At 39.4% G+C, this 25,592-nt stretch carries 24 protein-coding genes; 18 read left to right on the top strand and 6 right to left on the bottom strand.

What is annotated here, in order from left to right:
- The first annotated feature begins 185 nt into the window (after positions 1-185).
- Complete coding sequence (locus ACQK2H_RS17265) at positions 186-647, top strand: helix-turn-helix domain-containing protein (RefSeq protein WP_425392626.1); 462 nt, start codon at positions 186-188, stop codon at positions 645-647.
- Positions 648-776: 129 nt separating this feature from the next.
- Positions 777-1,550 carry a helix-turn-helix domain-containing protein gene (locus ACQK2H_RS17260; RefSeq protein WP_425392625.1) on the top strand — a complete coding sequence of 258 codons (774 nt, stop codon included), beginning with the start codon at positions 777-779 and terminating at the stop codon, positions 1,548-1,550.
- Between the two features lie 102 nt (positions 1,551-1,652).
- Here the strand turns inward: ACQK2H_RS17260 and ACQK2H_RS17255 are convergent, their stop codons facing one another.
- The 4 genes from ACQK2H_RS17255 to ACQK2H_RS17240 form a co-directional block, all read right to left on the bottom strand.
- A complete protein-coding gene (locus ACQK2H_RS17255) occupies positions 1,653-3,302 on the bottom strand; it encodes a RagB/SusD family nutrient uptake outer membrane protein (RefSeq protein WP_425392624.1) in 1,650 nt (549 codons plus the stop codon).
- A 20-nt stretch (positions 3,303-3,322) separates the two neighbouring features.
- The gene (locus ACQK2H_RS17250; protein ID WP_425392623.1) at positions 3,323-6,439 is read right to left on the bottom strand and encodes a SusC/RagA family TonB-linked outer membrane protein; all 3,117 of its coding nucleotides are present in this window, start codon (positions 6,437-6,439) and stop codon (positions 3,323-3,325) included.
- Between the two features lie 162 nt (positions 6,440-6,601).
- On the bottom strand, positions 6,602-6,868 hold the full coding sequence (locus ACQK2H_RS17245; protein ID WP_425392622.1) for a hypothetical protein: 267 nt from the start codon (positions 6,866-6,868) through the stop codon (positions 6,602-6,604).
- A gap of 72 nt (positions 6,869-6,940) precedes the next feature.
- The gene (locus ACQK2H_RS17240) at positions 6,941-9,688 is read right to left on the bottom strand and encodes a putative LPS assembly protein LptD (protein WP_425392621.1); all 2,748 of its coding nucleotides are present in this window, start codon (positions 9,686-9,688) and stop codon (positions 6,941-6,943) included.
- Positions 9,689-9,854: 166 nt separating this feature from the next.
- Here ACQK2H_RS17240 and ACQK2H_RS17235 point away from each other — a divergent pair, with 166 nt between their 5' ends.
- From ACQK2H_RS17235 to ACQK2H_RS17205, 7 genes are all read left to right on the top strand, one after another.
- Positions 9,855-10,655 carry an N-acetylmuramoyl-L-alanine amidase family protein gene (locus ACQK2H_RS17235; RefSeq protein WP_425392620.1) on the top strand — a complete coding sequence of 267 codons (801 nt, stop codon included), beginning with the start codon at positions 9,855-9,857 and terminating at the stop codon, positions 10,653-10,655.
- Between the two features lie 12 nt (positions 10,656-10,667).
- Positions 10,668-11,585, top strand: coding sequence for an MlaD family protein (locus ACQK2H_RS17230; protein ID WP_425392619.1), 918 nt, complete (start codon positions 10,668-10,670; stop codon positions 11,583-11,585).
- 11 nt (positions 11,586-11,596) lie between these two features.
- A complete protein-coding gene (locus ACQK2H_RS17225; protein ID WP_425392618.1) occupies positions 11,597-13,225 on the top strand; it encodes an acyl-CoA carboxylase subunit beta in 1,629 nt (542 codons plus the stop codon).
- 13 nt (positions 13,226-13,238) lie between these two features.
- Positions 13,239-14,090, top strand: coding sequence for a transglutaminase-like domain-containing protein (locus tag ACQK2H_RS17220; RefSeq protein WP_425392617.1), 852 nt, complete (start codon positions 13,239-13,241; stop codon positions 14,088-14,090).
- A 31-nt stretch (positions 14,091-14,121) separates the two neighbouring features.
- A complete protein-coding gene (locus ACQK2H_RS17215) occupies positions 14,122-14,802 on the top strand; it encodes a DNA alkylation repair protein (protein WP_425392616.1) in 681 nt (226 codons plus the stop codon).
- 110 nt (positions 14,803-14,912) lie between these two features.
- The gene (locus ACQK2H_RS17210; RefSeq protein WP_425392615.1) at positions 14,913-15,251 is read left to right on the top strand and encodes a PadR family transcriptional regulator; all 339 of its coding nucleotides are present in this window, start codon (positions 14,913-14,915) and stop codon (positions 15,249-15,251) included.
- Positions 15,248-17,851: an ABC transporter permease gene (locus tag ACQK2H_RS17205; RefSeq protein WP_425392614.1), complete on the top strand. Its 2,604-nt coding sequence runs from the start codon at positions 15,248-15,250 to the stop codon at positions 17,849-17,851. Before ACQK2H_RS17210 ends, ACQK2H_RS17205 begins: the two co-directional genes overlap by 4 nt.
- Here the strand turns inward: ACQK2H_RS17205 and ACQK2H_RS17200 are convergent, their stop codons facing one another.
- Positions 17,852-18,457 (bottom strand): 4'-phosphopantetheinyl transferase family protein, encoded by a 606-nt coding sequence (locus ACQK2H_RS17200; protein WP_425392613.1) that lies wholly within the window; start codon positions 18,455-18,457, stop codon positions 17,852-17,854.
- A gap of 29 nt (positions 18,458-18,486) precedes the next feature.
- Between ACQK2H_RS17200 and ACQK2H_RS17195 the strand changes: the two genes are divergently transcribed.
- From ACQK2H_RS17195 to ACQK2H_RS17180, 4 genes are read left to right on the top strand one after another with little or no spacing between them, the layout of a single operon-like run.
- Positions 18,487-19,392 carry a WD40 repeat domain-containing protein gene (locus ACQK2H_RS17195; RefSeq protein WP_425392612.1) on the top strand — a complete coding sequence of 302 codons (906 nt, stop codon included), beginning with the start codon at positions 18,487-18,489 and terminating at the stop codon, positions 19,390-19,392.
- Entirely contained in the window at positions 19,389-20,363 is a 975-nt protein-coding gene (locus ACQK2H_RS17190; RefSeq protein WP_425392611.1) for a DivIVA domain-containing protein, read from the top strand. Before ACQK2H_RS17195 ends, ACQK2H_RS17190 begins: the two co-directional genes overlap by 4 nt.
- A 4-nt stretch (positions 20,364-20,367) precedes the next feature.
- Positions 20,368-20,718 carry a dihydroneopterin aldolase gene (gene folB / locus ACQK2H_RS17185; protein WP_425392610.1) on the top strand — a complete coding sequence of 117 codons (351 nt, stop codon included), beginning with the start codon at positions 20,368-20,370 and terminating at the stop codon, positions 20,716-20,718.
- A 56-nt stretch (positions 20,719-20,774) separates the two neighbouring features.
- A complete protein-coding gene (locus ACQK2H_RS17180) occupies positions 20,775-21,152 on the top strand; it encodes a hypothetical protein (protein ID WP_425392609.1) in 378 nt (125 codons plus the stop codon).
- A 1-nt stretch (position 21,153) separates the two neighbouring features.
- On the opposite strand, the gene ACQK2H_RS17175 is transcribed toward ACQK2H_RS17180, so the two are convergent.
- Entirely contained in the window at positions 21,154-21,435 is a 282-nt protein-coding gene (locus ACQK2H_RS17175) for a HesB/IscA family protein (RefSeq protein WP_425392608.1), read from the bottom strand.
- 170 nt (positions 21,436-21,605) lie between these two features.
- Between ACQK2H_RS17175 and ACQK2H_RS17170 the strand changes: the two genes are divergently transcribed.
- From ACQK2H_RS17170 to lepA, 5 genes are all read left to right on the top strand, one after another.
- The gene (locus ACQK2H_RS17170) at positions 21,606-22,124 is read left to right on the top strand and encodes a hypothetical protein (RefSeq protein WP_425392607.1); all 519 of its coding nucleotides are present in this window, start codon (positions 21,606-21,608) and stop codon (positions 22,122-22,124) included.
- Between the two features lie 3 nt (positions 22,125-22,127).
- On the top strand, positions 22,128-22,523 hold the full coding sequence (locus ACQK2H_RS17165; RefSeq protein ID WP_425392606.1) for a YkvA family protein: 396 nt from the start codon (positions 22,128-22,130) through the stop codon (positions 22,521-22,523).
- Positions 22,524-22,557: 34 nt separating this feature from the next.
- On the top strand, positions 22,558-23,229 hold the full coding sequence (locus ACQK2H_RS17160; protein ID WP_425392605.1) for an NAD-dependent epimerase/dehydratase family protein: 672 nt from the start codon (positions 22,558-22,560) through the stop codon (positions 23,227-23,229).
- Complete coding sequence (dtd, locus tag ACQK2H_RS17155) at positions 23,226-23,678, top strand: D-aminoacyl-tRNA deacylase (protein WP_425392604.1); 453 nt, start codon at positions 23,226-23,228, stop codon at positions 23,676-23,678. Before ACQK2H_RS17160 ends, dtd begins: the two co-directional genes overlap by 4 nt.
- Positions 23,679-23,797: 119 nt before the next feature.
- A complete protein-coding gene (lepA, locus tag ACQK2H_RS17150) occupies positions 23,798-25,585 on the top strand; it encodes a translation elongation factor 4 (protein WP_425392603.1) in 1,788 nt (595 codons plus the stop codon).
- Positions 25,586-25,592 lie beyond the last annotated feature (7 nt).

Here is a 25,592-nt window from a genome sequence, read left to right as displayed (position 1 = left end):
TAAAAGAGGGGCCAGATAGCAACCCGGTACCCCCCTATTGAGTATGAAGAGGAATACAAGATTAGAGCAGGGTATATGCCGAAGATTGTAAAAAAGGCTGAAACTAATCAACTGTAAAAAAGAAGATTGTTGCTCACCAATGAGGGTTGTTAGCTCCATTACTTGTTGTATAAAAAGGACTCAAAATGAATTGGATTATGATTGCCATAGGCATGACATTATTAGGAATAGCCTTGATTTGGTATACCCGCTTCAGACTAAAGCACACTCAAGTTGCTAACAGGGAAGTAGACGAACATGAATTAGAGGTGATTTTTAATAAGACGATTGATTTAATCCAAAGTGAAAAGTACTTCTTAAATAAGAACTTGAAACTGTCCAATTTGGCTAGTGAACTTTCTTGTAATGAAAGGCAGCTATCCCGCTCAATAAACAAGTATGGAAATGGAAACTTTAACAAGTTTATTAACTCTTTCAGAATAGAGTATGCGAAGGAAATATTGATTGGAGGACAATTCGATCATTATACAATCGAGGCAATTGCAGAAGATTGCGGATTCGCTAATAAAGTTTCATTCTATAATGCTTTTAAGAGCTGTACAGGAATGTCTCCAACAGAATTTAGAGCATTAAAACAATCATCTTAAAAAAGCTTTCAATTAATGGTATGACAGGATTTTTAATATAAACAATCGCGATTATTTACAACAACGGCAGACAATGGATAGGTGATAGGACCTTTAAACACGTTGTAGGCTGAAACAACAATCACCTATATGTATACTCAAGAACTAGGACTAAAAGAAGAATATGCAATAGTTGACGAAATTCAGCTACTGCGAATTAAGGATGCAAATCAAGAAATTATGATGGTGCCGGATAATAAAGCAGAAATCTACATTGCTTTGACCGGTAAGATGAGTTTTAAATCTTTAGGTAGTATTCGACCGCTTATTATTGAAAAGGGGAAGGGGTATTTTATGATGCCAAGAAGGAGAGGGGCTGAGGTGAACCTTACTAATGGAATGAAATGCCTGATTTTAAAGGTGAATCCCATTTATTCAAAAAAAATATCTGAAAGTCTTGCGGAAACATCAAATGGAATTTTTGAGTTCTCAATTTCTAGTGAGCTCTGTAGCAAACTAATTGAATCATATCATAATGCTGACGTTTATGAGGCTAGTGATTTGATACGTGATATTTGTGTGTCTGGCATTGATTGGTTCGATTACAATCTCACAATTTTAGAATCCATTGATAGAATTAGGCATTCATGTGGCACAATTTCTGTTAAAGAGATTTATAAATCTTTGAATGTAAGTAAATCCAAGCTGGAGCAGCATTTCAATAGAGAAATTGGCTTAACGCCAAAGGAGTTCTGTAAAATTGAAAAGATTAATTGCTTTATCAATCTATATTATAATAACTCGGATCAAAGCTTTACCGAACTAACCTATCAATGTGGATATTATGATCAATCACATCTCATAAAAGATTTTAAGTATTTCCTTGATACAAGCCCAAAAAAATATTTCTGCAATTACAGGTAAGTAGTTTTAGATTAAAATCCTGTGATAAAGCTCCATAACACACTTTAAACAACAAAAGCTGCCTCTTTTGAGACAGCTTTTGCATTAATTACTTCTTTGTTATCAATTCTGATCAGAAGACGAAAGATTTGGATTTGCGTCGATCTCAGCCTGAGGAATCTTGAAGATCCAATCATCATTAGTCGATGGACTTGCTATTTGCCATCCATCTTGATATAAGACTTGAGATGCACCTGAACCACCATTTGCTGCGTGATCTACACCATCATCCCATCGAATGTAATTGGTATATCCGAAACCCTCTCCCCACATTTCCAAATGCCACTGAAACTTGATTTCATCCATTAGGTCAGCTTGTGTTGAAAAGGCAGTTGCATCATATGCTGAATCCCTCGTGCCAACTAACGCTTGCAATGCAGCTTGGGCTGCACCGATGTTCCCTTGCATAGCCTCTGCCTCTGCTTCAATTAGATACATCTCTGCGGAACGCATATAAACCACATCATCTGGATCTATAGTCCCAGGATTTGCCTGCTTTAACTTAAAAGCTTGGTAAGGATGTGTATTATGTCCTGATGCAAGACCGTATTTTGCTTTTAATGCAGCTACTGCATCATCAAACTCAGCTTCGGTTGTATATAAAGGATTGGTATTGTTTGCCCAACCGCCTTCACCATTCGCTGCTGAAGTATTGGAATTTGGTGCATCGACTTCAAATACTTGCCCTCTATAATCAGAAGCAGGTATGGCATCAACCATTCTTCTATCTGCTATTTTAGGATTATTTCTTATCTGGCTACCGTTGAAGGTATTGCTTGCCAAATAGAAATAAGAGCGGAAGAATGTGGTCTCTGCTGCTATCACGTTACTTCCCCAGATAAATTCGGAAAGGTCATTACTATTAAATCCACTGAGCCATGCGGTCTCATCCATCAATGGAAATCCACTTCTGGCTTCTATTGCGGATGAAGCAGCAAGTGTCCATCTTCCTTGCGATAATGCCATTCTCGCCATCAATCCATGCGCGACATTAATATTCAATTGAGATTTGGCTGCTCTACCAGAACCAGTTCTCCCTGTACCTGATCCAAAAGCAGTAATAGCTGCATTCAAATCTGATTCAACCTGATCATAGATTTCCTGTACCGTTGATCTTGGTTGACTAGTAAAAGGTGCATCTGAAGAAAACAACAACGGAACTCCTGGGTCTGTGCTTGGATTACCAATTAAGTATCCTCTTGCAAAATGTTGAACCAATGATAAATATGCGTAAGCTCTATAAGCATAGGCTTGGCCTAAAATCTCATTGAGTTCAGGAGTTTCCGTAAAACCACCTTCTGCCACACCATTTATCAAAAGATTCGCATGCGCAATGATATTGTATCTATGGTACCACATTAACTCTACAGTAAGTGAAGTAGGTACAGTATGTTCATTCCATTGCATGACATCCCTCCAGCTTAGATTATTTGCATTGGCCGAATGAATAAGTATTCCTACCAAATTATCTCCCATTGGTACCCAGTAGTGATTATTAGCTCTAGCTGTATTACCACCAGGAAAAACTGTCTGAGATTGAGAGTACAATCCCCTATGTATACCATTGAGTACAAGCTGCATATTCTCAACACTGGCAAGTGCATCAGCTGCTGAGATTGCATCCGTTGGTGTTCTTTCTAGAAAATCCTCATCACACGATGTAAGAAAGAATATAAAAAACACCAAAAACGAAGTTTTTAATTTATATGACATAATAAATATTTTTAAATGTATTAAAATGACAAATTCACTCCTAGAGATACGATTCTTCCAGGAACAAAATCATCTCCTGGAGCAGTACCTGCCAAATTGTATTGAGGATCCAATCCGTCTCTTTTACTTCGAAGCAATAAATTCTCTCCGATTACAGAAACTCTCAAACTGTTAAGACCTATCTTATCAAGGATTGCAGAACTGAAATTGTATCCTAAACTAGCATTACGAATAGCCATAAATGACGCGTCAGTTATAAATCGATCTGATTGAGTCTGAACCAATTCAACATTTCCAGCTTCCAATCTTGGTACATCTGTCACATCACCTGCTTGTCTCCAGGCTCGTAAAATATCTGGGTGCAATGCGCGACCGTATGCACTAGAAAGCATTAACCCAGCGTAAGCATTATCCAAAACGCTTCCGCCAATTCCATAAGTAACGAGTACATTGAAATCAAATCCTTTGTAGCTAACGCTATTTGAGATTGAACCCAAAAAGTCAGGAACTGCTGAATCGCCAGTATAACCTCTTTGAGTGCTAGACCAGTCAGTAGTAGTTAAATGATTTCCTTCAGAATCAAGTACAGGTACGCTATTGTTGTTTTCATCGAAATCATACTGGTAATATAACTGGTCGCCTGTTTCAGGGTCTACACCAGCAGTACGATATAGGAAGAAATCAAATCTTGAACGTCCTTCTGTCCATCTCTTGCTGCCGTCTACAAATGGAGATGGTAGGCTGGTTATTTCATTTTTGAAAGTAGTACCAAGAAGTGTTACATCCCATCTCAAATCATCTTTATCAATCACATGGGTTGTAAGTGCGATTTCTATACCTTGATTAAACATGTCCCCAGCATTAACAGCTACTTCGTTTATGCCGTTACTTGGAGCTATTGGAAGGAAATAAAGTAAATCTGTTGAGTTTCTTCTGTAAAACTCTATTGAACCTTCAACAAAATCATCAAATAAGCCAAACTCAAGCGCTACATCGTAGTTTGCAGAAGTTTCCCATTTTAAAGCGGAGTTACCAATTGCATCTATCAAAATCGCAGGACTTGCTGCATTTGAAGTTATGCCGAATAATGCCTGGGATAAATACCAATCTGGAAAACCAAGGTTGTCATTACCAACTTCACCATAGGAAGCTCTAATCTTTAATTGACTTATGGCAGGAATGTTTTGAATAAACGATTCTTGATCCAAAAGCCAAGAAGCACCAACAGAATAGAAATTACCCCATCTATTTTCAGAATCAAATGTGGAAGACCCATCTCTTCTAAAAGATGCACTCAAGAAATACTTAGTTTTAAAATTGTAAACTGTTCTGAAAAAATAACCTTCAAGAGCTCTGTCAAACGTTCTGCCGGTAAGGCTTACAATGTTTGAAAAATTATCAAACTCATAGATTCCGCCAGCTGTTTGTATAGTAGCTAGACCATTTAAATCCGACACTTTTCGTTCATAACTTTCATGTCCTGCAGTTAGGTCAAGATTATGATCTCCAAAGCTCTTTTTATAAGTCAAAATTTGATTAAAGGTTATGGCTGTTTGGCGTTCCCTTTCTTGGCTTAGCCTGCCGTCAGGCTGAGCATCTCCAATCACAGGGTTTTCATATTCACTTTCAAAAAAATCAGTGAAATCACCACCATAACTTAACCTGAGGTTAAGACCGTCAATTATTTCAATATCACCAAAGAGTCTGAAACCATATGTATTATCATCATCGAATTCATTATTTAATACCAGCTCTTGAATGGCGTGACGTCCCTGGTTTCTTGGCCTTGAGCCAATACCATACTCAGGAAAACCTTCTCCATTATCCCAAACAGGTTTACCTTCAGCATCTCTAACAATATTTCCATCTCTGTCATTTACAAAGACAGGGTAAATAGCACCCATGTTTTGCGAAAAACCAAAAGGGTTCACAATGCTTCCTGTACCAGCTGAACTAGGCCCACGGGTTTCGGTAAGTGAGACATTACCACTACCACCAATTTTTAGTCGTTCACTCACATCAAACTCTGCGCTCAGTCGAGAGGTTAACCGTTCAAAACCGGAACGAATTACATAGCTCTCATCCGAAAGATGCGATACGGAGAAAAATACAGAATGATCTTCACCACCTGCAGATACGTTCACATTGTTATTGGTTCTTATTCCAGTTCTTTGCATTTGATCAAACCAATCCAGGCTTTGGTAGATTACATCAGCGTTCGGGTTTATATTACCATCAACTCCAACTATTTGATCATCTGGGACATTAAAAGGATTATATCCTAGCTGACCAAAAATATTTGCGGAGGCGAAAGCTGGATCCCCACCAGCTGCACTCGTATTCCTAAGCGCTTCCCAATAGGTTTCATAATACTGCCCTGGAGTTACTTGATCATAAAATGGGACTGCTCGAGTAACTCTACCAATTTGAGAGGAAGCATTTACTTTTATATCACCTTTACTTCCTTTTTTGGTAGTAATTATCACTACACCATTTGCTGCTCTTGATCCATAAAGTGAAGTTGAGGCGGCATCTTTAAGAATTGTAAATGATTCAATATCATCCTGATTCAAGGTATTTAGGGGTGCAGTAAACTGAATGCCATCAACAATATAAAGGGGTGCAGTAGAGCCATTTAATGTCCCGACTCCTCTAATGACAATTCCAGGTGCTGCACCCGGACCAGCAGGAGAAGTGAATTGAACACCAGTTGCGTTTCCTTCTATCGCAGAAAGAGCATTTGTCACTTGTCTACTTGCAAGCTCTCTTGACCCGACGGTTTGGGCTGATCCTGTAAATTCTCTCTTGGAGGAAGTACCATATGCTGTAACTACTACTTCCTGTAATTCAGTTGCTCCTCCAAGGGTTACATCGACAACCGACCTGGTGCCAACATTAATCTCTTGTGGCTCAAAGCCTACATAAGAGAAGACCAGAACATCACCATCATTGACTTGTAACCGATAGTTACCATCAATATCTGTAGTGACTCCCGTAGTGGTGCCTTTTATCACCACATTCACTCCGGGTAGGGACACACCTTCATCATCGGTGACCGTTCCGGATACTGTCCTTTGAGCCATGACTTGCGTCAAAGCCAAAAGACACGCAATTAATGAAAAGTAAAACTTTTTCATAAGCATGAATTGTTTGTTTAAAAATGATTTAAACAAGTAAGATTAGCTTTGAAAAAGTCTGAAAAATTGTAAAAAAGAAGCACCCAATATGTAGGGAAAATACGCTCAGGGGTAGTTAAAGCAGTATTCCAACCACAAATTAATTAAGCGGGTCTTTTAAAATCAGGACTTGTACCACACACGAATCAGTTGGTACCAATGCGATGAGCTCTCGCGACCTGTACCTAACATAGTGTCCTCACTTCCTTCTTCGTCGGAATCATGAATATTAGGTAATACTACTGTCTCGACACTCACTATTTCGTTACCTGTAGAATCGATCCACTCATTCATTTCATTCATAATATCAGTGAAGCTTTCGATTTGAGCAGACTTAAAAAGACCACCTTTTTTTGTGACCTTAGGAGTAAAATCGATATGCTGAATCATGGTGATTAGGGTTTAATTGATCATATGAGCAATTAATTTACAAACTTTAACGTAGTTGTTCCTAATGTTTGATTAATTAAAAAAGTCAAAGAAGCTCCTCCTTTTTTCAAGTTTCAAGTCTTGTAGTACTGCTGATTTAACCCTAATAGAGAGAAAATAGGACTGGTACCTTCCGAATGGAACCCAGTCAAAATTCATTGTCCAGCAGTGAAGATCTCTTGAAACACCTATTCGTGTAGTGGTAAAGTCTTTTGCTTCAAAATCATAACCCGAATTGAAAGTGATTTGCGTCTTGTCTGTTAAACCCAGTGTGCCACTAAACTGAAAGCTTTGATTGATCTTGGCTTCTTCAAAGCCTCTTTTGTTTCTATTTATGGAGTAATTCATCCTCAAGCTCCAGGGGACACTGAAGTCAACATACATTTCGGGATTATTTTGAATATGATCCACCTGCTGTCTTTCAAAATCAGTGTAGCCATCAAATCCTACCTGCTCATCTGGAGGGTTTATGCCTCTGGTTGTATTTGTCGGATCAGAAGAATTCTCATTTTTACCTTGTGAGCGCTTTCCTGTAAAGTTTAGACCAATCGCAGTGGTCATACGAGATAATTGACCAAGTCCATTTCCATTATTCCAGGCATACCGATCTAGTCGGCGTTGATCTACTACGCGCTCCCCTCTGGAATTGACTTCTTCTGAGATTAGAAGGTATTCATAGGGGTCAATTCCTCCAGTAAAGTTGATCGAGACTAAACCATTGAAAAGACTTGTTCTGGCATTGACACTTATATCACTTAGTTTAAAAGAGTCTGCTGCTAAATTATACCCTGTGCTGAGCCCTAGATTTTCAAAAAGTTTGATTTTTTGAGATCCGGTCACGGTATCCTTTTTACTGGCTACCTTCATCTCAATATTGTTAGAAAGAGAGAAACCGATTGTTTTACTTTCTCTACCTGTTGGTGATCCATATGCAAAACCTTGGTATTTGCTTACTCGCTGGGTATTGCCTGTCGAATCAATCTGAACATCACTATAGACCCCATATTTAGTGTCAGAGAAGTCAGGATTATAATTGAATGAAAGGCTTGGAGTCATTACATGACGTATGGCCTGTATTTTATTGCTATTAAAAGCCGCATAACCATAAATTCGAGTATTAAGCGATGCTCCGGATGTCCAGCTACCTGCTCTGCTAAATCCATCTACAGTATCAACTACAACACCGTTTTCTTCCGGAACATATTCATATTGAAGTTCCTTTGTGTACCAAAGTTCCTGATAGTTAAATGAAGGGTTTAAAGTGAAATACTTTAGAATGCTAATGGAGGTTGAAATAGGGATGGAGTGCTTACCCCCCAATTGCGATCGTTTTAAAATTTCAGAAAAATTATCCTGATTAAATGTAATAATGGAGTCAGACTTGGCATCTCTGTTTAAGACATTAAATCGAAAATTATCCCTAACCACATCGTTTGATAGCTCATTTTTAGCTACAAAATTGTGACTAAAATTCAATTTACTAAGTGGTGAATTGCTCGATTTTACCACATTCTTAAATGGATAAATTCGATTCATATTTAAGGTAAAATCGGGAAGAGTCAAGTTAACTACGCCTGTTTGAATATTTTGACTATGTCTAAGGTTGGAAGACATATTAAAAGGAGTACCTACAAAAGTTTTTCGATAGCTCACATTAGAGGTGAACTGTGAATTAATACTTCTGGTAAAATCCTGATTGACAAGGTTGTTATTATTGTTGTAAGAGGAGGTTCCTGCAGAAACAGAAGCTGAAATAGATGAGTTTCCTCTGGATTCCGGAGTGTGATTCCATCGCACCCAGTAGTCGTTGGTTTCAAGAGGGTTTTCAAGATCGTCAGACACAGATTTATTATATGAAAAATCAAATGTTCCTCTAAAAGAGTATCGTTTGTAGTAGTTGGAAACAGCGTTTACTGCATTGCCACCTTTAGAGTAAATATCGCCTGTCAGCCTTAGATCCACATAATCGCTTATTGCAAAATAGTACCCGCCATTTCGTAAAAAGAATCCTCTTCGACGTTCTTCTCCGTAAGAAGGCACAATTATGCCTGATGATTTTTCTTTAGGTTGAGGAAACATTCCAAACGGAAAGAACAGGGGGGTAGGAACATCTCTGAAGCGCATATTAAATGGTCCGGACACTACCTTATTATTTGGGATTACTTTCAATCTGGAAGACCTGATTGAAAAATGGGGGTCTTCCAGATTACAGGTTGTGTATTCAGCTCCTCTAATAAACAATTCATCTTCTGCATTTTTCTTTACATCTTCTCCATGCATGAAACCACCTTGCTGCTCAGTCACAACTCCTTTGATAAGTGCTCGTTCACTCTTGAAGTTGTAAATGATATTGTCGGTCACATACGTATCCGGTCCTTCAGTAAAAACAGGTTTACCTATCTTCTTGCCCGTAGAGTCTGTTATATACTTTGCTTTGAGAGTTCGTTTATCCCAATTGACATCAGTTCGCTCGGCATCCAAGGCAATTTTTCCATAGTCAATGTGGGTTTCACCATAAAGAAATAATTCTCTTGTTTTGATGTCGAAAAATAGTGAATCCTTCGCGTGATAATTGATCGTGGTTTCAATGTCACTTCTCGCTACAGATTGTTGCGGTTCAACCACCGTGGAATCCGTAATTAAGGTATCAACTAAATCGACATCTAAGGAGTCTGCAATTCCTCCGATCTGAATGTTTTCAGCCGAATCCAGCGGTGCTGTTTCCTGTGTAAAGGCACAGAAAGCAGAGATAAAACAGAAAAGTAAAATGAGACACCTCAATCCAACTCGCTTTTTTGAAAATGAATGATGACCAAACTATCTTTGAGATGTTTAATTGTTAGCAATGTTGGCAGATTTTTTGCAAATGGAAGCAATTGAAAACTGCAATAATTGCTGCTTTTTCTAACTTTTGTGTAAAAGTATTTCATTTTAGACAATAAAGGGCGTGAGAAACCTAGTACTACTGATTGGATTAACAAGTTTTTTTGTTCTGGCATCATTTCATCCGGTTGGTGAAAAGAATTTTGCCGTAACAAAGATTGTAATTGACGCGGGTCATGGAGGAAAAGATCCGGGGACACTGGGTACCTATACCAAAGAAAAAGATGTTGCTTTACAAGTAGCATTAAAAGTGGGTGAGTATGTTGAGAAATATGTTCCGGGAGTAGAGGTGATTTTTACCCGTAAGGATGACACGTTTATTGACTTGAAAAAAAGATCTGAAATCGCAAATAATCATAGTGCTGACTTGTTTGTGTCGATCCATGCAAACTCCTTACCAAAAACAACGCCATACTCAAGAAAGAAGGCTATCAAAGGCTCTGAGGTTTATGTAATGGGAGCCCAAAATACAGATAGAGCCTTAGAAGTAGCAAAAAGAGAAAACTCCGTAATCTTACTGGAGGAAGATTATGAGAAGAACTATGATTTTGATCCGCAATCAGAAGAATCATACATTCTGTTCAACTTAACTCAGTCTGCTTATCAGGATAATAGTTTGATGCTTGCTAGCTTTATAGATGATCAGCTAAAGAACAGAGCAGGTAGAAGAAGTTATGGAGTGAAACAGTCAAGTCTCTACGTAATGTGGAGCACAGCCATGCCAAGTGTGTTGGTAGAAATTGGCTACCTTTCCAACCCTGACGAAGAAAAAGAATTAAATAACCCGGATGTGCAGTCGTACATAGCCTCCGGCATCTATCGAGCTATAAAAGAATACAAAGAAGCATTTGATGCTCAGAATTAAAAATTAAGAACTGTGTCAAAAGAATTCAAGATTGGTCTTATTACAATTATTGCAGGTGCTCTCCTTTATTATGGTTTCAACTTCTTAAGAGGGTCAGACCTGTTCTCTCCTTCCAATCGATATTATGCTACTTACACCAATGTATCAGGATTAAACGTGTCCAATCCGGTCTATTTCAATGGACTTCCGGTAGGAAGAGTGAGTGGTTTTGACCTGGTACAGAATAAGGGGTATATCGTCGTGTCTATTGACATAGATGAAGGTCTTAAGATTGGTAAGGATGCATCCGCAACTCTGGCCAATGATGGACTATTTGGTGGAAAGGCGATTGTTTTGGATGTTGGAAAGTCTACTGAATTAATGCAGCCAGGAGATACGTTGGGTTCCGAAATGGATGGAGGTTTAATGTCTCAATTTGAGCCGGTAGCTGATAACTTAAATACAACTATTACCAAGCTAAATGACCTGTTAGACGAGCTCAATGCTACTGATATTCGAGGGACGGTAGATACTTTGAAGTATTCTATTGGAACTCTAACCAATAAAGCAAACAACCTGAAAATTGAGCGGGTAGTGGCCTCCACAGATTCCCTGATGAATAGTTTGAAAGATCGATCAGATGAATTGGAGGGATTATTGACAAGCTCCACTAAACTAATGGATTCATTGAATCAAGTTCCATTATCTGCAACATTGAAAAAAGTTAACGAATCATTGGATCAAGTGAATCAGTTATTATTAGCCATTCAATCAGAGGAAGGAACCGTTGGGAAAATGCTCAAAAATGACTCTGTTTATAACAATCTCAATAAGCTTTTAGTAGATATGGATGAGTTAATTATTCACTTCAATAATTACCCAAAAGATTTCATGTCACCTTTAGGTCGTAAAAGCAAAAAGCTTAAAGGTGTTTCACAGGAAGGAAAGTAGAGAAAAATTTCATGGATATTCAATTCAACAAAAATGAAGACGCCAACAAGCAGTTGGTGTATAAGCTAAACGAGCGTTTAAAAAAGGTGAAACTTGGAGGTGGCGAGAAGAAAATCGAGTCCCACCACAAGAAGGGAAAGCTTACCGCCAGAGAACGAATAGAATACCTTCTGGATGATCCCAAGGAATTTTTGGAAGTAGGAGCTTTTGCGGCAGATGGAATGTATAAAGAGGTAGGTGGGTGCCCTTCTGCCGGTGTAGTTACTGGAATTGGGAAGGTATCAGGAAGGCAGTGCATGATCGTTGCAAATGATGCTACTGTAAAAGCGGGTGCCTGGTTTCCGATGACAGCCAAAAAGAATCTAAGAGCTCAGGAAATTTCCATTGAAAATAACCTGCCAATCATCTATTTGGTCGATAGCGCTGGAGTTTTTCTTCCAATGCAGGATGAGATTTTCCCTGACAAGGAGCACTTTGGACGACAGTTCAGAAATAATGCTGTAATGTCGTCAAAGGGTATTATTCAAATAGCAGCTATCATGGGTAGCTGTGTTGCCGGCGGTGCTTACTTACCGATCATGGCGGATGAAGCTCTGATTGTTGATGGTACTGGGTCAGTATTTTTAGCAGGTAGTTACCTGGTGAAATCCGCCATTGGCGAGGATATAGACAATGAAACCCTTGGTGGAGCTACTACTCACTGTGAAATTTCCGGAGTAACCGATAATAAATTCCCGGATGATAAAGCAGCTCTTGATGCAATCAAGAAGATTTTCGATAAAACCGGAAATCCGGAAACAGCAGGTTTTAATAGAGCAGAGAGTAAACTTCCTAAGAAAAAACTGGAAGACATTTATGGGGAGTTTCCTGCTAATCGGGGCATTCAGTATGATGCTGTCGATGTGATCAAATGCCTGGTGGATGATTCAGAATTTGATCAGTACAAAGAGCTTTACGGAAAGTCAATCGTCTGCGGGTATGGCCGAATAGATGGTTGGAGTGTAGGTATTGTAGCCAATCAACGAAAAGTAGTGAAGACCAAGAAAGGTGAAATGCAGATGGGTGGGGTGATCTACTCTGATTCAGCGGACAAAGCTGCACGCTTCATTATGAACTGCAATCAACGAAAAATTCCATTGGTCTTCCTTCATGACGTAAATGGTTTTATGGTAGGGTCGCGTTCAGAGCATGGAGGAATTATTAAAGACGGAGCGAAGATGGTAAATGCCGTTTCTAACTCTGTCGTTCCGAAATTTAGCATTGTGATGGGAAGCTCTTATGGCGCAGGGAATTATGCCATGTGTGGTAAAGCGTATGATCCTCGTCTCATCTATGCATGGCCAACTGCCGAAATAGCAGTAATGAGTGGAGGCTCAGCAGCTAAGACATTACTTCAAATTGAGATTGCTTCTGCTAAGTCAAAAGGCAAAGAACTAACTGAAGAAGATAAGAAAGAACAGTTGAAAAAGATTGAAGACTCCTATAAAGAAAAATTGAGCCCATACTATGCAGCTTCAAGGTTGTGGGTAGATGGGATTATCGATCCGAAAGAAACTCGGAACGTTATCTCGAGAGGTATAGAGATGGCTAATCATGCGCCAATTGAGGAGCGCATGAATGTTGGTGTCATTCAAACTTAATACCTTTATATAGGTGTTAAAAGAATCCGAAATAAAGGCATTAGTCGTCCTGTTGGACGATGAAGACCATGAGGTGGTAACTCATGTAGAGGAAAAAATCATGTCCATTGGGACAAGTGTGATTCCGCTGCTCGAGCAAGAGTGGGAAAGCACGTTCAATCCAATCATTCAAAGTAAAATCGAAGACCTTGTTCATGAGCTTCAGTTTGAGCTCTTAAAGGAGAGGTTTTTAGATTGGAAAGAGTCAGGTGCAGAAAACCTCCTGGAAGGGCTATGGATCGTTGCTACCTATCTGTATCCTGATATTGAAATCGAAGAATTAAGTGAATCTATTGATCAATTGTATCATGAGCTTTGGCGACACATGGAAGATAGCATGATGCCTTATGACAGGATTCGGGTGTTTAATGAAGTTTTTTTCAGCAAGTTTAAATTTAGAGCAAACACTAAAAACTTTCACTCTCCGGCCAATTCCATGATCAATGCTGTTCTGGAAACCAAAAAAGGAAATCCGATTTCATTATGTGCAGTTTACTTATTACTGGCACAGAAAATGGATTTGCCCATTTATGGAGTAAACCTTCCTAATCTTTTCATTCTAACCTATCAGATAGGAGATGAATCCTTTTATATCAATGTTTTCAACCGGGGACTGATTTTTACGCGATCGGATATTGACAATTACCTGGAAAGCCTGCAATTAGAAAAACAGGATATTTTTTATGATCCATGTTCAAATCTGGATATTATACTTCGTGCACTCCGAAACCTTATTGTGTCTTTTGAGAAGTTGGGCGACTATCACAAAGCAGATGAGATTAAGTTGATACTTCAAAAAATGGATGATCAATATTTTAGTCTATAAGCCATCGCTTCGAAATGGTTAATTTGATCATGTGAAAAGTGTCGAAGAAATATTGGACGATCTCCAAAGGCTAGCTGATCCAAAATATGTCAGTCAGATGGAGTATTTTGGTATAAGAGGGGGGAAGGCTCTTGGGATCAAAAATGCAGTTTTAAAGCCCTATGCAAAGGAAATCGGTAAAAGTCAGAACTTAGCAAACAACCTTTGGGATCAACCGATTCATGAATGCAAGCATTTAGCCATTCTGCTTTCAGAACCAAAACTTTTTACTGAGGAAGTTGCGGAAAAGTGGACCAGTGAATGCTATTCCTGGGATTTAGTAGATGGAATTGGGATGAAAATTTTACCAAGAACGGCATTTGCCTTCAAAAAAATTAGAGAATGGAGTAGGCGAGAGCCTGAATTTGAAAAACGAATGGCGTTTGCAACTATGGTAGGTCTTGCATTGAAAGGGGCTAAGCAAACAGATGAAAAGATTGTCCAATTTTTCCCGATCATAGAAAGAGAAGCCTGCGATGATCGCAACTTTGTGAAAAAGGCAGTGAATTGGGCACTTCGTCAAATCGGTAAACGAAATCTGAATCTTAATGCTCAGGCTACCGAAGTAGCTGAGCGCATAAAACTTCAAGATTCAAAAGCAGCAAAATGGATTGCTGCGGATGCTCTCAGAGAATTAACTAGCACCAGAGTTCAGGAGCGATTGAGAGGCTAAAATCATAATTCGAATGGCTTTCATGTAACCTTTATATTCTGATTAAGTATTAAGATTACAATTAAGACTTAAATATTTTGACTACATTTAGGATTTAAAATAAAAATTCTATGGGAAAATATTCGATTGGAGAGTTTGAGGAGGTTGTCATGCTAACGGTGGCCATCCTTTTTAATGATGCATATGGAATCTCAATTAAAGAAGAAATAGAAAACCGTCTAAAGCGAAAAGTGAGTGTGGGCGCCATGCGTACAGCTCTCAATAGACTCGAAAAAAAAGGGTTTTTAGAATCTGAATTTGGAGAAGCTACAGCTGTCAGAGGTGGAAAACGAAAGCGTTACTTCAAAGTAACGCCTTTAGGAAAGAAAGTATTGGAAGAGGTAATGGAAACGCGCAAGCAGCTTTGGGATTCCATTCCTTCGGTGGCATTTGACTTCAAATTTACATGAGCAAACGCCAAAGCATATCGCCTCCAAAATTTCCAACCAAATTTCTTAGATGGTTTTGCAATGCAGACCTCCTGGAAGATGTAGAGGGTGATTTGTCGGAGCTCTTCGCAGAGCGAGCGGAGAAAAACAGAAAAACCGCCAGCCTCATATACTTACGAGATGTACTGTTCCTGTTCCGCCCCGGAATAATTAAAAATATCGAACTCAAAAACGGACTAATAAATACTGTTATGATCAAAAACTATTTAAAAATCGCATTTAGAAATGCAAAAAGATACAAAGGGTTTACAGCGTTGAACCTTTTAGGACTAGTTGTCGGATTGGTATCTTCAATGCTCATACTTTTATGGGTTAATAATGAAATACAGGTGGATAAATTCCATGCAAATGGCGATAAGATTCATCAGGTATTTCGAAACATGAAACAATCCGGTGGTATGGTTAATACTACATGGACAATACCTAAGCCGGTAGCCGACCTGATGAGAGCTGAATACCCCGAAGTTGATGAGGTGGTCCAGGTCAGTTGGCCTATAGAGATGCGGTTTCAGAAGGGTGATGATGCTTCAAATGAACAGGGGTATTTCGCGACTCCTAATTTCCTAACCCTATTTTCATTTGAGTGGCTGGCGGGTGATAAGGAGACCGCTTTGGATGACTTGAGTGGGGTTGTTATTTCAAGAACGATTGCTGAAAAGTATTTCGGGTCGCAGTGGAAATCGAAAGCAATAGGAAACTCCTTAGAAATCGATGGAGAACGAGAAGCAATTGTAACCGGAGTTATTGAAAATGTTGCGCCAAATTCCTCTCTGCAGTTTGACTGGCTACTGCCTGCAGAGTTCTTTTTTAATCGCAATGAGTGGGTAGATGACTGGGGGAACGGAAGCTTTAGGATTTATTTTACTACGAATAGTGAAGGCGATGAAAAGGCAGTTGCCGATAGGTTATATGATGAGATCATTACCCATGCGGCAGGTCAGGATAATTCAGGTGAAGAGTATCTAGTAACTCATAAATTTCAGGATTACTACCTCTATTCAAATTTTGAAAACGGGACTGTTTCCGGTGGACGGATTGAATATGTTAGAATAATGAGTGCGGTAGCCATATTCGTCCTTTTGATTGCTTCAATTAATTTTATGAACCTGGCTACTGCCCGATCAGGAAGAAGGTCAAAAGAGATTGGATTAAGGAAAGTGATGGGAGCTTATAAGTCTTCCATCAGCTTCCAATTTTTAATAGAATCAATTCTGCTTTGTTTTTTCGCGATGATGGTCTCAGTACTCATTGTTATGCTACTGATGCCTTACTTCAATCAGCTGGTTGATAAACAATTATTTATTGATTTCTCACTTCCACTTACATGGTATATTTTGATTGGAATACCTGTAGTTGTTGGATTTTTTTCAGGTTTATACCCAGCGCTGCTCTTACCAACTTTTGGAATAATTAATTCTCTTAAAGGAACTGTTAGGCAGTCTAATGGCGCTGCATATTTCAGGAAAGGGTTGGTCGTATTTCAGTTTGCCATTTCCACGCTTTTAATCATTGGGACTGGTGTTATCTATATGCAACTGGACTATGTGTTGAACAAAGATCTAGGAGTGGAGAAGGAAAATCTGGTTGCACTGAGTATTGGAGAGCGCTTTGGAGAAAGGCTTGAAACTTATCGGAATGAGTTAAAAAACATTCCAGAAGTAATTTCTGTGACAGCCTCATCTGGAAATCCCATTTCATATGGTCGATCCACAAGCTCTGCGCGATGGGAGGGTATGAATGAGGAAGGGTATGAAATCAATGTTTTGCTGACAGATGAACGCTTCATTGAAACCATGGGAATGGAAATGAGAACCGGTAGAGCATTTGATGATCAGCTATCCGACTCCACTAATTTTATAATCAATGAAGTGATGGCTGAACTTATGGGGTTTGAAGATCCGATAAATAAGAGACTGACATTCTGGGGAATTGAAGGTCGGGTAGTTGGAGTAGTAAAAAACTTCCATATGCGGAATCTTCACGAACCTATTGCTCCGCTGATCATTAGTTGTATTGACCCTGCAGGTACCAGCCTGGCATTGGTGAGAATTCAGGGAGATCCGAATAATGCACTTAAGTCAATGGAAAATGTCTTGACTACTTTAAATCCTGAAAGTGAATTTGATTATGAATTTGTCGATCAGGCATATGCAGAGAGCTATCAGGCAGAAATGACTGTTGGCACTCTTGCGCGAATCTTTGCTGGAATTTCCATTTTCATATCCTGCTTAGGGCTTTTTGGGCTCTCAGCATTTACTGCAGAGCAGCGTTCGAAAGAAATAGGTGTTCGTAAAGTGCACGGAGCAAGCATCAATCAACTAATCCTATTACTATCAAAGGATTATACGGTATTGATGATCATTGCATTTATCCTTTCAGTTCCATTTGCCTACTATTATTCACAGCAATGGCTGGAGGGATTTGAATATAGAACCAATCTGAAACCAGTACTTTTCATCGTTGCTGGAATCCTAACGTTTGTGATTGGAGCTGTTACGGTAAGTTTTAAATCCTACCAGGCTGCTAAAGCAAATCCGGTTGGTACTTTGAGAGATGAGTAATCAGGTACCAAAAGCAAGAAGGTATTCTTTCACCCACTCATAATGAATGTGATGCACTTCTTCGTGACCCGGCTTAAGAATTTCTCCTTTGATCAGGCTGTCAGATTCAAAAGACAGCTTGATCTCATCTTTTAAGCTGAGAAACTTTCGACCAAATATTTTATAGATCACCTCCTTTGCACACCAGATGGTGCAAAGTTTATGGAGGTCTTCTTGATATTGCATTTCCGATTCATGCAGAAATTTATGCTTTACATATTCATGCTTATCCCTTGGCCGCTCCATGTCGATACCGCAAGGCTTCTCCAAATGAATCATCGCTGCTGCAATAGGGAACGAATGTGAGATAGAGATGTTAGCATCACTACCATTAAGGTAAGGTTTGCCTTTATCTTGTTTGCTGATGCCCTGGTATTCAATGTTGAATTTTTCGCAGAGACTTTTAACAAGCATACGCCCAATGATCCACTCTGCTTGCCTTACTGGGTGCAATTCAGCGGGAAATGGTTCCGGAGATAAATAGGGAAGTTCTAAGAATGTTTCCTGAATATTCCAAACAGCATAGGCAGATTGATCGTCAATCTCCTTGTTCAATAGCAAAGGCATGTAGCAATTGTAATAATTTTGTATACCAAATGAGCAAAATCGAAGTAAAAAAACTCCACACCTTTCTGGGGCATAATGATAGCATCTACACCCTTCAGGTAGTGGATGATAAACGATTCATTTCTGCCGGAGGTGATGGAATGATAGTCCTATGGGACCTTGAGTCACCCGATGAAGGGGAAGTCATTGTTAAAATTCCCAACTCTGTTTATGCATTAACTTATGATCCTGACGAAGGCTATTTGTACGTAGGTCAGAATAATGAGGGCATCCACAAAATTGACTTGCAAGGTAAAAAAGAGGTAAAGTCAATCCACTTAGGGGATCATCAAATATTTGACCTGCAGTTGGTTGATGACAAAGTAAGTGTAGGTCTTTCCAATGGAGAAGTAATTACACTATCAAAGAGTTTGTCAATTGAAAACAGAAAAAAGTATGCGAGCGATCGCATTCGATGCATTGATCAGTTTGAAAATCAAATCGCACTGGGCTGTAGTGATAATATTACAAGGATAATTGATCGAAGTTCAGACGAGGTATTGTTCGAATTAAAGGGTCATAAGAACTCTGTTTTTGCATCAAAATTTCACCCATCGGGAAAATATTTGATAACTGCCGGAAGAGATGCCCAATTGAAGGTGTGGGACACGCAAGTTGATTATGTGCTTCGTGAATCAATTGCAGCTCACCTTTATACAATTAATGATGTGATTTTTAGAGCTGATGGTCGATATTTTGTAACGGCTAGCATGGATAAATCAATAAAATTATGGGATGCTCATAATTTCAAACTCTTAAAAGTGTTGGATAAACACAGGCACGCTGGACATGGAAATAGCGTTAATAAGTTGCTTTGGATGAATTATCGCGACTTGTTAGTAACTTGTAGCGATGATCGCTCGATCTCCGTTTGGGAAATTAAATTTGCAGAATGAAGATAACACCGCTGGAAATTCGTCAGAAAGATTTTGAAAAGAAGCTGCGAGGGTACGATAAAGATGAAGTAAACGCTTTTTTACAGTCACTCTCGAACGAGTGGGAGCGTATGCTTGAAGAAAATAAGGAGCTCACTCTCAAATTAAAGCAAGCTGAAAAAGAAGTTGAAAAACTACGTGAGGTAGAAAGCTCGCTTTATAAAACACTGAAAACCGCCGAGGATACTGGGGCTAATGTGATAGAGCAGGCAAATAAAGCCGCAGAGCTTCACATGAAGGAAACCAAGATGAATGCGGAGGCACTTCTTAGCGAATCTAAAAATAAAGCGCGCGCAATGATCGAGCAGGCTGAAATGGAAGCTCGCCAAATCATTGAAGAATTACAGGATGCTGTAAAAAGCATAGAGCAAAATCATCGAGACATTGAAAATCATCGTCAAAATGCACTCCAGGAACTGAAAAATCTTTCAGTAACACTTATTGAAAAAGTGGAGAAGAATACTGGAGCTAATAAAGAATTCAAGTTTGATGATTATGTAAAACGAGTGAAAAAACTGGCTCGTGAAAGTGAAGAACGAATCAAGTCAGAAAAGACAGAAGTTCATGCAGAAAGCAAAAAACTCGAGGCTCCTCCCATTGACGTAGAAGCTCCTAAAGCGGAAATCCCGCAACCAACGATCAAGGACGAGCCAAAGCAAGTGGAAAGCGAACCACCAAAAACGGAGGAACTTAAGGAGCGAATTACTCAACGTGCTGAAACAAAGGTTGAGCCTGAACAGGCTAAAGAGGAATTGAATATTAAAAAGCCCGAAGAGACTCCAAAGGGGGAAGTTACTGAAAGGAAAGACGAAGCGCGCAGAGCTGATCCTAAAGCCGAACAAAAGCAGACAGAGGAAAAACCTGCTGAAGAGAAAAAAGGGCCTAGAGTCTCTAAAACCGTTTCATTCTTTGACGAACTAGATACTGATTGATCGTATGGGAAAGGTTTCTTTGGAGGGTATGGAATTCTATGCTCGTCACGGGTATTATGAAGAAGAGCGTGTGATTGGCAACAAGTACAGTGTTGACGTCACGTTGGATGTTGATTTTACTGAAGCAGCCTCAGACGATAAACTGGAAGGCACAGTCAATTATGAGAAGGTATACGAGATTGTTCAGAATGTAATGAGCATTGATGCGAACCTACTGGAACATCTGGCAGGTAAAATGATCAAAGCCTTAAAGGAAAACTTCTCTCAAGTCAATCATGTGCAGGTTCGAATCAGTAAGTACAACCCACCGATTAAAGGATTGTGCCATAAGGCTACAGTGGAACTAAATGGTTGAAAAGAAGAAGCAACCCTTTTAAGCGAATTAGCATCATGCATAAAAAACTTAATCAAATGAAATTTTCACTAACAATCACTTTCCTCTTCATTTCCTTTTTTTCGTTTGCTCAAGATTTAGAACCAAAAATTGTTGAATCCATATTTAATCAATCTGAGGTACGTGAGGTAATCAACAAGGTGTATGAGGGGGAACCTGATGTTATTTTTAATCATGAGGATCAATTGTATCGATTCGTTCAAAATGAGAATTCGAATTCAGAAATAGAAGTTGCGCTTAAAAAGATTACTTTGAAAAAAGGTATATACAAAGTAAAGCTTAAAGTCCATGATCTTTCAATTGCTTCTGCCCTAGAAAAGGATTTAAATGAACCCAAGGTGATTTCAATGCTAATAAAGGGAAGTGGAATAGTCCATTATTCAAAAAATCTTTAAGTCATACAAACACAAACCCTCTCCCATCAGATTCATCGTAAAATTCAATTTTTTTTCCTACTAAAAACATCATTTCACTTTTTCGGATGAGCACCTGTACGCCATCCAGGTCGTATACATCATCCGTTTCCTTCTTTTTATCAAAGCCCAGTTTAAAGCCTACGCCACAGCCCATTCCTTTCGTGGCGATACGTAATCCATATCCTTCAGGTATACCTTTATTTTTTAAGATATTCTTAACCTCTTCCAGCGCTTTATTCGTTATTTCCACAGGTGGTTTCATCACTTTATGATTTACTTATTGCCTCCGTGTAAAAGTATTATTTTTGACGTTTATCATTGTCATCAAGATAAGCAACGAAATCTCCCTCTCTGGAGAGGGTGTAGGGAGAGGACAAGGTAAAAAACGCTTAGCTTGATGAAGCTAATTTTAAACAACTAACAATCCAATCAATGGAAATGGTTTACGACCTTCTGAAAATTACAATCCCTGCCGGCCTGGTATTATATCTCGCATATCTGCTAGTCCGGTCATTTCTTCAAAAGCAATTGGATGAGATTGCCTTTAGCGTCCGTCAAAAAAATCAGGAGATCGTAGTTCCTATTCGGCTGCAAGCATATGAACGAATCGTCCTTCTCCTCGAACGAATTACGCCTGCAAACTTAGTTTCCAGATTAAGCAGTTCGGATTACAGTGCTGAAGAGTTTCAGCATATATTAATCCATGAAATCAGAAATGAATTCAATCATAACCTCTCTCAGCAGGTTTATATGTCTGACAGTGCCTGGACGTATGTCACCACGGCTGTAGAGCAGACGATCTCGGTTATCAATTCTGCAGCTAATTCGTTAGATAAAGAAGCCAAAGGATTTGACTTGGCCAGAAACATATTAGAAAGTACCGCAGGAGAAGAGGATACATCCAAGCAGGCAATAAGATATATTAAAGAAGAAATTCAGGACGTTTTTTAAGCAATGGAAAAAACGGAGAAAATATGGGAAAAAGCAAAAAAAACAGCCACTGACAAGGAGGCAATGAAATCCACTTTATCCAAAGCTGGAAATAAATTGAAGCGCCTTGCCCAAAACTCCAATGAGCTCCAGGAATTAAAATCTAAACTTGAGATTTTATTACGCATGTTTCGCTCACATCTCGATGGCGAATACCGAGCATTTCCGGTTTCCACGATAGTTTTGATTGTGTTTGCGCTGGTTTATTTCATTACTCCAACAGACCTTATTCCCGATTTCATTCCCGCTATTGGATTCACAGATGATGCTTCCGTAGTTCTTCTGATTGTTAAGAAGCTTAATCGAGACATTAAGAAGTTCCATCAATGGGAGGAGGAACAATGGGAACAAGCAGACTGAATTTCGTGTAGTACATGTTCTAAAAACAGTAGAAATGTCAGACAGGAAAGCAGTGGTCATTGGAGCAACGGGATTGATAGGGACACAACTTGTCCGGTTAATGGTTAAGGATGATCGGTATCATACAATAACTATAATCACGAGGAGGCCCTTTGAAATCAATGATCCAAAGCTGGTTGAGTTAAGGATTAAGGATTTTGGTGAATTGGGAAATTACAGTTCCAATATGGATGGTCATGATTTCTATTGTGCACTTGGAACCACCCGCAAAAAGGCAGGATCTAAAGAAGCATTTTTAAAGGTGGATGTTGAGTATCCTCTCGCCTTTGCAGAAATCGCGAAAAAGCAAAAGAATTTCCAACAGTTACTGGTTGTTTCAGCTTTAGGCGCTAATAGCAGTTCATTTCTATTATATAATAAAGCAAAGGGGGAGTTGGAGGATAGATTACAAGAACTTAAACTCCGATCATTAAAAATATTCCAACCTTCATTGCTATTGGGTGACCGTAAGGAGTTTCGGTTATTTGAGGAAGTAGCCAAGACGATTAGTAAGATTGCTTCTTTTTTTGTGCCGGGATCGAAAAAGATAGGAGCCATTTGTGATGAAGAAGTGGCTACAGCTATGATTGAACTGGCTCATAAAAACGAGTCAGGTTTCAAACGCTTCAAGCCAAAAGAAATGATAGAAATTGCGCATTCAGCATGAGAGCAGTAATCCAACGTGTTTCAGAAGCATCTGTAACCATCGATGCTCATGTAAAATCTAAAATAGGAGTGGGACTGATGATCCTTCTGGGGATTGAAGACGCTGACACCAGGGAAGATATTGACTGGCTATGCAGAAAAATCAGCAATATGCGCATCTTCCCTGATGAAGATGGGGTAATGAATAAGAGTCTTCTTGATATCAACGGAGATGCTTTGGTGGTTAGTCAATTCACATTACATGCCAGCACTAAAAAAGGAAATCGTCCTAGCTATATTCAGGCAGCAAAACCGGATATTGCAATACCTTTATACGAAGCGTTTGTGGACGAACTTTCTACCAACATTGGCAAGCGTGTAGAGACCGGCGAATTTGGTGCTGACATGAAAGTCGCACTAGTTAATGATGGACCGGTAACTATTTTGGTTGACACTAAAAACAAGCAGTAATTTATTTTTAGCCAAATACCTGGTCACACCTTTGAAGGTGGTTGACAGCATGTTACCTTTGCGCCTAATTTTCAAAGAGTTGGGCGATTTGTGATGATCCCGACTCACTTAAATACACTATGAAGAACATAAGAAACTTCTGCATCATTGCCCACATCGATCATGGTAAAAGTACCCTGGCTGATAGGCTTTTGGAGTTCACTCAGACAGTGAATGAGCGTGATATGCAGGCTCAGCTTTTAGATAATATGGATCTTGAGCGTGAGCGAGGCATTACAATTAAAAGTCATGCCATTCAAATGGACTATGAGTTAAATGGTGAGAAATACACCTTAAATCTGATAGACACTCCTGGACACGTAGATTTTTCTTACGAAGTTTCACGATCAATAGCGGCATGCGAAGGTGCCCTTTTAGTAGTTGACGCTGCACAGGGAATTGAAGCTCAAACAATCTCAAACCTATACTTAGCGCTTGAGCACGACCTGGAAATTATCCCGGTACTCAACAAAATCGACCTCCCTGGAGCCATGCCAGATGAAGTATCAGATCAGATCATTGATTTGATCGGGTGTGATAAGGAAGACATCATTCATGCCAGTGCAAAGGAAGGCATTGGGATCACAGAAATTCTGGAAGCAATTGTAAGTAGAGTATCAGCTCCTAAAGGAGATGCGGATGAGCCGCTTCAGGCCATGATTTTTGACTCTGTTTTCAATCCTTACAGAGGCATTGAAGTATTTTTTAGAGTATTTAATGGTACGCTCAATAAAGGAGACAAAGTAAAATTTGTCAACACAGGCAAGACATACGAAGCTGATGAGATTGGAGTTCTCAGATTAGAGCACCAGCCTCAAAAATCCATTGCAGCGGGCAATGTGGGCTACCTTATTTCCGGAATCAAGGTAGCGAAGGAGGTAAAAGTAGGAGATACAATCACGCATGTGGAACGACCTACTCAACGACAAGTCAAAGGCTTTGAAGATGTGAAGCCGATGGTTTTTGCAGGAATTTACCCGGTAGACACCAGTGAATTCGAAGAGTTGAGGGCCTCAATGGAAAAGCTTCAACTCAATGATGCCTCTCTTATATGGGAACCGGAGACATCAGCAGCACTTGGATTCGGATTTAGATGTGGATTCCTGGGCATGCTTCACATGGAGATTGTGCAAGAGCGATTAGAGCGAGAGTTTGATATGACGGTGATCACTACCGTACCGTCCGTGCAGTTTCACGCAATAGAAAGTGATGGAGAGATATTAAAAGTAAGTGCTCCTTCAGAGCTTCCAGAGCCAAATATGATCGATCATATCGAAGAACCATTCATTCGGGCTCAGATTATCACCAAATCTGAATTTATCGGACCTATCATAGCGCTTTGTATGGATAAGCGGGGGGAAATCAAGAATCAAGTTTACTTAACCTCTGATCGAGTAGAGCTTACATTCGAAATTCCACTCGCTGAAATTGTATTTGACTTCTTTGATAAGCTCAAGACACTTTCTCGTGGATATGCTTCATTGGATTATGAATTGATCGGTTACCGAAGATCAAACATGGTGAAGCTTGATATTATGCTCAATGGAGACACAGTAGATGCACTTTCAGCAATCGTGCATCGTGATAAGGCCTACGAGTGGGGGAAAAGACTTTGTGAAAAGCTTAAAGAACTGATCCCACGTCAAATGTTTGAAATTGCCGTTCAGGCAGCTATCGGAACCAAGATTATTGCAAGAGAGACCGTAAAGGCCATGCGGAAGAACGTTTTGGCTAAATGTTACGGAGGAGATATCTCTCGTAAAAGAAAGCTATTAGAAAAACAGAAAAAAGGAAAGAAACGAATGCGACAGGTAGGTAATGTTGAGATACCGCAAGAAGCATTTATGGCTGTTTTAAAGTTGGATTAGCTGGTAG

The organism is Ekhidna sp. (assembly GCF_965228795.1).
In the GTDB taxonomy this organism is placed as follows: Bacteria; Bacteroidota; Bacteroidia; order Cytophagales; family Cyclobacteriaceae; genus Ekhidna.
The sequence above is the reverse complement of the archived record's forward strand: the minus strand, read 5'-3'. Positions and strand labels throughout refer to the sequence as shown.